The sequence below is a fragment of the Nocardia asiatica NBRC 100129 genome (assembly GCF_000308415.1).
In the GTDB taxonomy this organism is placed as follows: domain Bacteria; phylum Actinomycetota; class Actinomycetes; order Mycobacteriales; family Mycobacteriaceae; genus Nocardia; species Nocardia asiatica.
On record NZ_BAFS01000099.1, the window covers coordinates 1 to 11,529 of the forward strand.

Sequence of the window (11,529 nt, forward strand, 5' to 3'; positions counted from 1 at the left end):
GGGGAGATGGGCGGCCACGCGAGGGCCGGGTGCGGCGGGCGCGCGCGCCCGCAGGGAACCGACAGCTAGCGCACAGCCACCGGACAGCGTCACCGCCTGCCGCGAACTGTCGGTGGACCGGCGTACATTGCAGCCGTGCGTACCGAGAACCCGAGCGTCGAGCGCGCGCCCGCGACCGGGATCGGCACGCACGGCGACCTCCCGGTGGCCGGGCAGCATCCGCCCGGCCTCGCCGACGCGGACAGCGCCGCCCGGCGCTGGGTGCTGCACATCGATATGGACGCCTTTTTCGCGTCGGTCGAGCAGTTGACCCGGCCGACATTGCGGGGCAGGCCGGTGCTGGTCGGCGGGACGGGCGGGCGCGGCGTGGTGGCCGGAGCCAGCTACGAGGCGCGGGTCTACGGGGCGCGCTCGGCCATGCCGATGCATCAGGCACGCAGGCTGGTCGGCGTCACCGCGGTGGTGGTGCCGCCGCGCGGCGCGGTGTACGGCGTGGTGAGCGGTCAGGTCTTCGACGCGCTGCGCAGCCGGATCCCGGTGCTGGAGACGCTGTCGTTCGACGAGGCGTTCGGCGAACCCGCCGAGCTGGCTGGTGCGACGGTGGCGCAGGTGTACGCGTTCTGCGCGCAGCTGCGCGCGGTGGTGCGGGAGCGGACCGGGCTGACCGCCTCGGTGGGCGCGGGCACCGGGAAGCAGCTGGCGAAGATCGCCTCCGGCTTGGCCAAGCCCGACGGCATCCGGGTGATCTCGCCGGTCGAGCAACCCGGTCTGCTCGCGGGACTGCCGGTGCGCAAGCTGTGGGGGATCGGTCCGGTCGCGGAGAGCAGGCTGCGTTCCCTCGGCATCGAGACCGTGGGCGCCTTCGCCGCCCTGCCGGAATCGGAGGCGGTGTCGATCCTCGGCGGCAGCGTGGGGGCGGCCCTGCACCGGCTGGCCCGCGGCATCGACGACCGTCCGGTCGCCGAACGCACCGAGGCGAAACAGATCAGCGCCGAGACCACCTACGAGACCGATATCGTCAGCCTCGACCAGCTCCGCCCGGCCATCGACGACATGGCCGCCGCCGCGCACCGCCGCCTGACCGGTGACGGCCGGGCAGCCCGCACGGTGGTGCTCAAACTCAAGAAATCCGATATGAGCATCGTCACCCGTTCCTTCACCCTGCCCTACGCCACCGAGGACTTGGCCACGCTCGCCGCCGCGGCGCAACGGTCGGCCCTCGACCCGCGCGAACTGGGGCCGATCCGGCTCGTCGGGGTCGGCTTCGGCGGCTTGTCCACCGTTCGCCAGGAGTCGCTGTTCCCCGAACTCGATCGCGGCCCGGCGGCGGAGAGCGCCGTGGCGGCACCGGAGTCCGAACCGGCGCGGCCCGCCGACCTCGCCGAGGCCGCGCCCGACGCGACCTCCCCTCTGCCGGTCGCGCTCTGGTATCCGGGCATGGACGTCACGCATCCCGAGCACGGCCACGGTTGGGTGCAGGGCGCCGGGCACGGCGTCGTGACGGTCCGCTTCGAAACTCGTTCCACCGGCCCGGGTCCCGCGCGCACCTTCGCCGCCGACGACGCCGCGCTCACCCGGGCCGATCCGCTGGGCAGTCTGCTCTGACGCGTCCGCGCCGACGGCTCGACATCCCCCAGCCCGACGCGTACGTTCGCTGCCGACGACATTCGTCGGTTCCGTGTGGATCCGGGCGGCGCCGTCCGGTGCCGGTAGCCTGGGACCTCGTGCAGCGCCGCCGGTTCGGGTGGCGGCTGCCACGGTGGAACCCGACACGCACCTCTCGAACGCAAAGGACGAGCAGTTGAAGCTTCGTAAGACTGGACGCACAGCGATCGCCGGACTGGCCATCGTCGCCGCGCTTGGCCTGACCGCCTGTGGTGGCGACGACAAGGACAGCAAGCCCGCCGCCAAGACGTCGACCAGCGCCAAGGCGTCGGCCACCGCGAGCGCGAACCTGCCGCCGGTCCCGACCGCCGCGGAGCTGAACACCGCCCTCGCCCGTGCGCTGGACCCGTCGGTGCCCGCCTCCGAGAAGCTGGACAACGTCCAGGGCGCCGAGGCCGACCCGACCCTGCCGGACCGCCTGTCCCAGGCCGCGGCGGGCGCGGATGTGAAGATCGAGGTCACCGACGTCACCTCGTTCGGCGACAGCGTGAACGCGAAGGCCAAGTTCGTCCTCAACGGCCAGGAGAACATCGTCGACGTGCCGTTCGTCGCCGACAACGGCAAGTGGAAGATCCAGAAGCAGTGGGCCTGCACCATGCTGACCAACCTCGGTCAGCAGTCGGCGGCCTGCGCCTGATCTCGCACGACCGGCCGGGCCGGTCGCCGGGTTCGTCCCGGCGGCCGGTCTCGTCCTCTCGCGAAAGTCTCCCGTCGCCGGTGCTGCGCGCCCCCTCGCGCCGAGGACGAGGACTTCCGAAGCGGATTCCCACTGCTGCCGAGGTAGCGGAATGACACCCGGCACCGGTCGATTTCGTCGGAGCCGGCTCGTCAGGTCGACCGCGTATCGCTCGCCAGCGGGTCGGATTCGGTGCCGGCAGCGCGACGACGCGCACGCCGGTTCTTCCGCAGCGCGTCGGTGGTGAAGATCGCCAGCGCGGCCCAGATCAGGGCGAACCCGGCCCACCGGGAGGCGGGCATCGGCTCGTGCGCGACGGCGACGCCCCAGGCCATCTGGAGTGCGGGCGTGAGGTATTGGAGCAGGCCCATGGTGGAAAGCGCCACCCGCTGAGCCGCCACCGCGAACAGCAGGAGGGGCACGAGGGTGACGGGCCCGGTGGCCGCCATCAGCGCGGTGTGCGCGGGGGTGGAAGTGAATTCGCTGTGCCCGGTGACGGCGAGCCCGATCGCGAACGCGAGCGCGAACGGCGCGGCGACGATGCCCTCGGCGGCGATGCCGCGCAGCGCGTCCAGCGGAATCACCTTTTTCACCAGCCCGTAGACGGCGAAGGAACAGGCCAAGGCCAAGGCGATGATCGGTGGCCTGCCGTAGTCGAGGGTGAGCACGGCCACCGCGGTCGCGCCGAGCGTGAGCGCGGCCCACTGCGCCCCGGTCAGCCGCTCGCGGAAGATCACCACGCCGAACGCGACGGTGACCAGCGGGTTGATGAAGTAGCCGAGCGCGCACTCCACGACGTGACCGGAGATCACGCCGTAGACGTACACGCCCCAGTTCAGGGCGATCGCGGCGGAGGCGACGGCCGCCAGGCGCCACACGCGACCGCCGATGCCGCGCAACTCGCGCACGCGCCCGCTGACGGCGAGCACCGCGAGCACGACGACCAGCGTCCAGACGATCCGCTGCGCCACCACCTCGGCCGGGCTCGCGAACGTCAGCAGACCGAAGAACGCGGGGAACAGACCCCACAGGAAGTACGCGCCCGTACCGAACGTCACACCGGGGATGGACCTGCTTCGCCGCACGAGGACGAACGTAGTTGTCACGTAGCCTTGCGGTCATGTCGATTACCGTGCAGGCTTCGGGCGCCACCGGCCTCACCGCCGCCGAGGTCGAGCAACGTCGCCGTGACGGGCGGACCAACGACGTCCCGGATCGCGCGAGCCGCTCGGTCGGCGAGATCGTGCGCGCGAACGTCTTCACCCGGATCAACGCCATCCTCGGCGTCCTTTTCGTCCTGGTGCTGGCCGCCGGATCGATCATCGACGGCATGTTCGGCCTGCTGATCGTCGCCAACAGCGCGGTCGGGATCATCCAGGAGATCCGGGCCAAGCGCACCCTGGACCGGTTGGCCATCGTCAGCCAGGCCAAGCCGACCGTCCGCCGCGACGGCACGCCCGTCGCCGTCGCGCCGCACGAGGTGGTGCTCGACGACCTGATCGAACTCGGCCCCGGCGACCAGATCGTGGTGGACGGCACGGTCGAGGAGTCCGCGCAGCTCGAGGTGGACGAGTCCTTGCTCACCGGCGAGGCCGATCCGATCGACAAGGCCATCGGCGCCGCGGTGATGTCGGGCAGCTACGTGGTATCCGGGTCCGGCGCCTATCGGGCCACCAAGGTCGGCCGGGACGCCTACGCGGCGCGGCTGGCCGAGGAGGCGAGCAAGTTCACGCTGGTGCACTCCGAGCTCCGCAGCGGCATCGACAAGATCCTGAAGTTCATCACCTATCTGCTCATTCCCGCCGGCCTGCTGAGCATCTACAACCAGCTGGTCTCCAGCGGCGAGACCTGGCGGCCCGCGGTCACCGGCATGGTGGCCGCGCTGGTGCCGATGGTGCCGGAGGGGCTGGTGCTGATGACGTCGATCGCGTTCGCGGTGGGCGTGGTGCGGCTGGGGCGGCGGCAGTGCCTGGTGCAGGAGTTGCCCGCGATCGAGGGGCTGGCCCGCGTCGACGTGGTGTGCGCGGACAAGACCGGCACGCTGACCGAGAACGGCATGCGGTTGTCGGACGTCAAGACCCTGGCGGGCTTCGACGACGGCGAGGTGCGCACCGCGCTGGCCGCGCTCGCCGCCGACGACCCACGGCCGAACGCGAGCGTGCAGGCGATCGCCGAGCAGTTGCCGGTCGGTCCCGGCTGGCAGCGCACCGCCGTCGCGCCGTTCTCCTCGGCCAAGAAGTGGAGCGGCTGCTCCTATGGCGAGCACGGCGACTGGCTGCTCGGCGCACCGGACGTGCTGCTGGACCCGGGCTCGGCGGACGCGCGGGTCGCCGAGGAACTCGGTGCCTCCGGACTGCGTGTCCTGCTGCTGGCGCGCGGCGACCGTCCGGTGGACGCACCGGACGCGCCCGGCGTGGTGCGCCCGGCCGCCCTGGTCGTGCTGGAGCAGAAGGTCCGGCCCGATGCCCGGGACACGCTCGACTACTTCGCGAGCCAGGATGTCTCGATCAAGGTCATCTCCGGCGACAACGCCGTGTCGGTCGGCGCGGTGGCCTCCTCGCTCGACCTGCCGGGCGGCGACCGCCCGATCGACGCGCGCAAGCTGCCGGAGGACCGTGACGGACTGGCCGAGGTGCTCGATCGCAACACCACCTTCGGCCGGGTCCGTCCGGATCAGAAGCGCGCGATGGTGGCGGCCCTGCAGTCGCGTGGCCACACCGTGGCGATGACCGGCGACGGAGTCAACGACGTGCTCGCGCTCAAGGATTCCGACATCGGCGTGGCCATGGGCGCGGGCAGCCCCGCGACCAGGGCGGTGGCGCAGATCGTCTTGCTGGACAACAAGTTCGCCACCCTGCCGTACGTGGTCGGCGAGGGCCGCCGGGTGATCGGCAACATCGAGCGGGTGTCGAATCTGTTCCTCACCAAGACCGTCTATTCCGTGCTGCTCGCCTTTCTGGTCGGCGCCGCCGGGGTCGGTTCCCAGATCTTCGACTACGAGCCCATCGGGTACCCGTTCCTGCCGCGCCACGTCACGATCGCGGCGTGGTTCACCATCGGCATTCCGGCGTTCATCCTCTCGCTCGCACCCAACAACGAGCGCGCCCGCACCGGGTTCGTCGGGCGGGTCATGCGGTTGGCCATCCCGTCGGGCGTGGTGATCGGCGTGGCCACCTTCGTCGCGTACCTGATCGCCTACGCCGGGCCGGAGGCGGGCGAGCAGCAGAAGGTGCAGGCGGGCACCACCGCCCTCATCACGCTGATCATGATCGCGGTGTGGGTGCTGGCCATCGTGGCCCGGCCGTACGTCTGGTGGAAGGTGGTGCTCATCGCGGTGTCGGTGGCGGCGTACGTCTTCCTGTTCACCGTTCCGTTCACCCGCGAGTTCTTCAAGCTCGACCCGTCCAATCTCGCGCTCACCGGTGCGGCCGTGGTCTGCGGCGTGGTCGGTATCGTGCTCGTCGAGGCCGTCTGGTGGGTCGGTTCGGTGCTGCGCGGGGGTGAGCGGCAACTGTTGCCGAGTTCGCCCGGCGGGGCCGCCTGACAGACTGGACGCCTGACTAGCCGCGCCACGAGAAGCCTTGTGCGAAGCGGCCATTCGGAGTTGGAGTACCTTCTGGAGATTATGGAGGTACTGCTGCACCAGATCGACGCGTTCGCCGACGCACCGTTCTCGGGCAACCCGGCCGCGGTGATGCCGCTCCCGTCGTGGCTCCCGGACGTGTTGCTGCAACAGCTGGCCGAGGAGAACAACCTCGCCGAGACCGCGTTCTACACCTCGCAATTACCTCCCGAGGCGGGCATGCCGCCGGGCGACTGGCCCGCTTTCCACCTGCGGTGGTTCACCCCCAGGGTGGAGGTCGCCCTGTGCGGGCACGCCACCCTGGCCAGCGCCGCGCAGATCCTGGTCGACATGCACCCCGGCGAGGACCGGGTGAGCTTCTACACGCGCAGCGGCTGGCTGCACGTCGACCGCACCGACGACGACGAGTTCGTCCTCGACCTGCCGGTTGTGCCGAGCGTTCCGGCGCAGCCCGATCCGGCGCTGGTCGCGGCGCTCGGGGTGCGTCCGGTGCGGGCGTATTCCGGCGCCGACGAGGTCATCGTCGTGGCGACCGAACAGGAAGTGCGCGATGTCGCCCCCGTGCTGTCGGCTTTTCCCGCGCTGTCGCGCGGCGCGATCGTCACCGCGCCCGGTGACTCGGTGGATTTCGTCTCCCGGTTCTTCGCTCCGGCCGTGGGGGTCATGGAAGACCCGGTGACCGGGTCGGCACATGCCCAGCTGGTGCCGCTGTGGAGCGAGCGGCTCGGCCGCGCCGAGCTGAGCGCCAGGCAGCTCTCGCGCCGTGGCGGAAGCCTGCGCTGCGAGCTGACCGGTGACCGCGTGCTGCTGTTCGGGCGATGCCGTCGCTATCTCGACGGAGTGGTCACCCTGCCGGACTGAGGCCGGTCGGGGACGCCGCTCACCGGTCCGGGACAGGTCCGTCGTCGGGGCCCGGCAGGACGACGTCGCGGTATTCGGGCAGCAGCGGGACCACCGCGAAGCTGCCCGCCACGGCGTCGGAAGGGAGGGCCTGCACCGCGCGGATCCCGTTCTGAGCGGCCAGGTTTCGCAGTTGCGCCGAGGACCCGCGGACGACGAGCCCGACGACGCAGGCGCAGCCGCCGCGCAGCCGGGTGGCGGAGACCGCGACCACGCGGGCGGAACGGTCGTCGGCGGGGCGCGGAAGCAGCCAGGCCGCGTCCCGCGCCGAATCCACCGCCGCCGCAGCGCCTTCGGGGACCGGCACGACGACCAGCGGCGTCTGTACGCGGGGGATCGGCACCCGGTAGAGCACCTGGGCGATGCGCATTCCGCCGCTGTGCGCGGGAATCTGCTCGGGAGTCAGGGGTTCGGTGAACGACGCCAGCGCCCAGTGCTGTTCGCCCTCGCCCGTGTTCAGCGAATCACCGGACCGCGCGAGGTAATCCGCGACCTGCTCGCCCCGGTCGGGTCCGAGCCGGTCGGTGGACACCGGGGCGCGGTACGGCGGATACAACGCGCCGAGCGCCCAGACCAGTGCGACCAGCACGACCGCCGCCGCGCCGAGCAGGACCCGGCGCCACGGCGGCACGCGGCGCTCAGGCATCGCGCAGGACGTCCAGCGCGTGTCTCAGGTCGTCCGGGTACTCGCTGGTGATCTCCAAGTACCGGCCGTCGGACGGATGCTGGAAACCCAGCGAGCGGGCGTGCAGCCACTGGCGTTGCAGCCCCAGCCGCTCGGCCAGGCGCGGGTCCGCGCCGTAGGTGAGGTCGCCGCAGCAGGGATGGCGGATCGCGGAGAAGTGCACCCGGATCTGGTGGGTGCGCCCGGTTTCCAGGTGGATGTCCAGCAGGCTGGCCGATTGGAACGCCTCGACGGTGTCGTAGTGCGTGATGCTCGGGCGCCCGTCGGCGGTGACCGCGAACTTCCAGTCGTTGCCGCGGGCGCGGCCGATCGGGGCGTCGATGGTGCCGCTGCTCGGGTCCGGATGCCCCTGCACCAGAGCGTGGTATCGCTTGTCGACGGTGCGCTGCTTGAACGCCCGCTTGAGCACGGTGTACGCGTGCTCGGACTGCGCCACCACCATCACGCCGGAGGTGCCGACATCGAGGCGGTGCACGATGCCCTGCCGCTCGTGCGCGCCCGAGGTGGAGATGCGGTACCCGGCCGCGGCGAGCCCGCCGACCACGGTCGGCCCGCTCCAGCCGACGCCGGTGTGCGCGGCCACGCCGACCGGCTTGTCGACCGCGACGATGTCGTCGTCGGCGTAGAGGATCTTCATGCCCTCCACCGGTTCGGCCTCGATGGTCAGCTCCCGCTTCGGCTCGGGGAAGACCACCTCGAGCCAGGCGCCCGCGGTCAGCCGGTCGGACTTGCCCGCGGCCAGTCCGTCGAGCTGCACCGAGCCCTCCTCGGCGAGCGCGGCCACCGCCGTGCGAGACAGGCCGAGCAGACGGGCCAGGCCCGCGTCGACGCGCATACCGTCGAGCCCGTCGGGGACGGGCATGGTCCTGGTCTCCCTCATGCCGCGCTGCCCTCGCCCGCTTGGCCGGGTTTGCCGTGACCCACCCGGGTGCCGTTCGGCTCGAAACCCAACACGGTCAGCACCACCAGCAGGATCGCCCCGCACACGATGGCCGAGTCCGCGACGTTGAACACCGGCCACCAGCCGACCGCGACGAAATCCACCACGTGCCCCTGGAGCGGGCCGGGCGCGCGGAACAGCCGGTCCATCAGGTTGCCGAGCGCACCGCCGAGCACCAGGCCCAGCCCGATCGCCCACCCCAGCGAACGCAGCGTGCGGCCGATGCGCACCACGCCGACGACGACGGCGGCGGCCACCAGGGTCAGCAACCACGTCATGCCAGTGGCCATGGAGAACGCCGCGCCCGGATTGCGCACCAGGCTCAGGCGCGCGAAATCGCCGATGATCGGCACCGGATCACCCGGGGTCAGCCGCGCGACCACGATGGTCTTGGTGAGCAGGTCCAAGCCGAGCACGACCGCGGCGAGGACGAGCAGCGTGCGCAGGCGCTGCGGTGGGGCCGACGAGGTCGTCGGATCGGCGGTGTTCGCTGGGTTTTCCTCGGGCGGCCGGTCGTCACTCACGCCGACCATCATCTCTCGAGCGCGATCACGCCCGGTGCGCGCCGTCCGATTGCCCGGGCTGGGGCGGCCGGTCGGGGTCGCGCGGCACGCCGACCGGCGCGCACCCGGATGTCCCAGCCCACGCTCAGGAAGCGGTCGTACCCTGTTGCTCGTGACGGTGTTGTCTTCTCCCCACCTTCCCCGGATCGCGCGCTCGGGTGTGCTGCTCATGGTGCTCGCGGTCGGGCTCTCGGCCTTCGGTGTCGGTTGCGGCGACGGCGCCGAATCACTCGGCGAACCCGACGGAACCGAGCCGCTGGGCATCGGCAAGGAAGTGACGGTGCCGATCGCGGCCGCGGTGGCCACGGTCGAATCGGCCGGCGCCGAGCCGAGGTCGCTGCTGCGCCCGGAGTATCCGGCGGGCACCGTGCAGCGGGTCACGCTCTACACCGCCCACCACATCGAACAGCAGATCGATGAGCAGCCCGAGCGCGACTTCTCCACTCCGGCGCTGACCATTCCGATGACCGCGCACACCACCGCGGAGGGCATCGATCTGACTCTCGGCACGGTCACCTCGCCGGACCCGACGCTGGCCAAGGCGCTGACCAAGATCGGCGGTTCGCACGCGGGCTTCGATCTCAGCGATCTGGGCGCGATCACCGCCCTGCGGCTCGAGCCGGCTCCGGACGCCTCCAACACCGCCCGCTCCGCCCTCGAGCAAGCGTTCTACCAGGCCGTGTATCGGTCGATCGCCTTCCCCGACGAGCCCGTCGGCGAGGGCGCGGTGTGGACGGTGCGCCAGGAGGTCACCGGCGGCGTCCTGCTCGACCAGGTGACCACCGCCACGCTGAGCAAGCGCGAGGGGGACCGGCTGACCATCGAACTGCACGTCACGCAGAAGCCCAAGTCGCCGGTGTGGAATCTGCCGAACAACGCGGGCACCCTGGACATCCGGGATTACGTGATGCAGGGCACGGGCATCATCACCGTGGATCTCGGTCTGCCCCTGCCGGTGGCCGGGTCCATCACCGTCGGCGGTCATCAGGCCTACCGCGACCCGAACAGCGACAGCACGCTGCGGCAGACGATCGATACGCAGGTGTCGTGGGCCGAATGATCTTGGCCCGCGGCCTGATGGCCGCGCTCGCGCCCTTCGTCGTGGTCGTCGGATGCGGTTCGGAGGAACAGGCCGCGGCCGGGCAGCCGGAGCTTCCTGCCCTGGGGCCCGTGGTGGCCGCGGCTCCCGTGACCGCCGCCCCTGAGACCGATCCCGCTCGACTGCGTGATCGCCTCCTCGGCGACGCCGACCTGCCGTCCGGCTTCAACGCGCTTCCGCCGCCCGCCGACATCGGCGGCGGCGCTCCCGGCGCCTCGCCGACGAATCCGGCCGAATGCGGGAAAGTTCTCGCCCCGCTCGGCGTGCAGCGCCCCGGCGCGCTTTCGCAGGCGTCCACGCAATTCGCGGGGCCGGATTTCTCCAGCATCGATATCGACGTGGCCGCTTATCCGCCCGACGCCGTCGCGGGCGCCTTTTCGGACGCGCAGGAAATCCTGCGTCGCTGCGCGCACTATTCCAGCGCCGACGACTCCGACATCACGGTGGACTACCGCATCGGCGGGCTGGTCCAGCCGCCCGCGGGCGATGCGAGCGCCCCCTTTCAGGTGCGCACCACCAGCGACGGCCTGACGCTCGGGTCGTCGGTGGCGATCGTCCAGGTGGGGAGCACGTTGCTGCAGGTCGCGGTGACGGCGCCGGAGTCGGTGGACCCGGGTGTGCTCAGCGCGCTCACCGCCGCCCAGGTGCGTCGGCTGCGGGGCGTGGCGGGCCCCTGATTTCCGACGATCCGGCCACCTGCGCCGGTCGCGGGAATAGGCTCGACATGGTCCGACACAATGCCTCGACCGGAGGTTCCCCATGTCTGATGTCAAACCCGTTCCCGACGGATATCCGGTGGTCTCGCCGGGGCTGGCGATCGACGGCGCGGCGGCGGCGATCGATTTCTACAAGAACGTCTTCGGCGCTACCGAGCGAATGCGCATGCCCGGCCCGGACGGCAAGATCGCGCATTGCGAGCTGATGTTCGGCAATTCCGTCGTCATGCTCGGCGATCCCGCGCCCGATATGGACTTCCTCGATCCGAAGACGGTCGGCGGCACCCCCGTCAACCTGTACGTGTACGTCGAGGACGCCGACGCCGCCTTCGCCGCCGCGCTGGCCGCGGGCGCCAGGGAACTCACGCCCATGACCAAGCAGTTCTACGGTGACCGCAGCGGAGCCTTCGAGGACCCGTGGGGCCACCGCTGGACGGTGGCCACCCACGTGGAGGACGTGCCGCCCGACGAGATGGACCGCCGGATGGCCGAGTTGTTCGGCGGCTCCTGAACCCGGCGCTCCGGCGCACCGGAGCGAAGCACCGCGGAGCCGCGCCGCTGATCGGGGACGATGGTTCGCCGACCGGGAAGGCGCGTGGGCGAACCGAAGAAGGCGAGCGGCGGACCCGAACCCCCTCATCTGCTTTGTGGCCGGGTCCGCCGCTCCGGGGTGGTTACCCGCGGGTGATCGATTCGAACACC

General features: G+C 71.3%; 11 protein-coding genes. 7 read left to right on the plus strand and 4 right to left on the minus strand.

Annotated features, from left to right (window positions below):
• Positions 1 to 276: 276 nt before the first annotated feature.
• Positions 277 to 1,605 (plus strand): DNA polymerase IV, encoded by a 1,329-nt coding sequence (locus ON27_RS09635; RefSeq protein ID WP_245559893.1) that lies wholly within the window; start codon positions 277 to 279, stop codon positions 1,603 to 1,605.
• 196 nt (positions 1,606 to 1,801) lie between these two features.
• Positions 1,802 to 2,302 carry a WKL family lipoprotein gene (locus ON27_RS09640; RefSeq protein ID WP_043722837.1) on the plus strand — a complete coding sequence of 167 codons (501 nt, stop codon included), beginning with the start codon at positions 1,802 to 1,804 and terminating at the stop codon, positions 2,300 to 2,302.
• Positions 2,303 to 2,493: 191 nt separating this feature from the next.
• Here ON27_RS09640 and rarD read toward each other — a convergent pair whose 3' ends face one another.
• Positions 2,494 to 3,426, minus strand: coding sequence for an EamA family transporter RarD (gene rarD, locus ON27_RS09645; protein WP_051046393.1), 933 nt, complete (start codon positions 3,424 to 3,426; stop codon positions 2,494 to 2,496).
• Between the two features lie 35 nt (positions 3,427 to 3,461).
• Between rarD and ON27_RS09650 the strand changes: the two genes are divergently transcribed.
• On the plus strand, positions 3,462 to 5,885 hold the full coding sequence (locus ON27_RS09650) for a cation-translocating P-type ATPase (RefSeq protein ID WP_043722812.1): 2,424 nt from the start codon (positions 3,462 to 3,464) through the stop codon (positions 5,883 to 5,885).
• Between the two features lie 81 nt (positions 5,886 to 5,966).
• Positions 5,967 to 6,785, plus strand: coding sequence for a PhzF family phenazine biosynthesis protein (locus tag ON27_RS09655; protein WP_043722817.1), 819 nt, complete (start codon positions 5,967 to 5,969; stop codon positions 6,783 to 6,785).
• A 19-nt stretch (positions 6,786 to 6,804) separates the two neighbouring features.
• Here ON27_RS09655 and ON27_RS09660 read toward each other — a convergent pair whose 3' ends face one another.
• From ON27_RS09660 to lspA, 3 genes are read right to left on the minus strand one after another with little or no spacing between them, the layout of a single operon-like run.
• A complete protein-coding gene (locus ON27_RS09660) occupies positions 6,805 to 7,470 on the minus strand; it encodes a hypothetical protein (RefSeq protein WP_051046390.1) in 666 nt (221 codons plus the stop codon).
• The gene (locus tag ON27_RS09665) at positions 7,463 to 8,389 is read right to left on the minus strand and encodes an RluA family pseudouridine synthase (RefSeq protein WP_043722821.1); all 927 of its coding nucleotides are present in this window, start codon (positions 8,387 to 8,389) and stop codon (positions 7,463 to 7,465) included. The genes ON27_RS09660 and ON27_RS09665 overlap by 8 nt, the downstream gene beginning before the upstream one ends.
• Complete coding sequence (lspA, locus tag ON27_RS09670) at positions 8,386 to 8,985, minus strand: signal peptidase II (RefSeq protein WP_051046391.1); 600 nt, start codon at positions 8,983 to 8,985, stop codon at positions 8,386 to 8,388. The genes ON27_RS09665 and lspA overlap by 4 nt, the downstream gene beginning before the upstream one ends.
• 196 nt (positions 8,986 to 9,181) lie before the next feature.
• On the opposite strand from lspA, the gene ON27_RS09675 reads away from it, so the two are divergent.
• The 3 genes from ON27_RS09675 (at position 9,182) to ON27_RS09685 (ending at position 11,338) form a co-directional block, all read left to right on the plus strand.
• Positions 9,182 to 10,072, plus strand: a complete 891-nt coding sequence (locus tag ON27_RS09675) for a hypothetical protein (protein WP_169334498.1) — start codon at positions 9,182 to 9,184, stop codon at positions 10,070 to 10,072.
• Complete coding sequence (locus tag ON27_RS09680) at positions 10,069 to 10,788, plus strand: sensor domain-containing protein (RefSeq protein ID WP_051046392.1); 720 nt, start codon at positions 10,069 to 10,071, stop codon at positions 10,786 to 10,788. Before ON27_RS09675 ends, ON27_RS09680 begins: the two co-directional genes overlap by 4 nt.
• 82 nt (positions 10,789 to 10,870) lie before the next feature.
• Positions 10,871 to 11,338, plus strand: a complete 468-nt coding sequence (locus ON27_RS09685) for a VOC family protein (protein WP_043722827.1) — start codon at positions 10,871 to 10,873, stop codon at positions 11,336 to 11,338.
• Positions 11,339 to 11,529 lie beyond the last annotated feature (191 nt).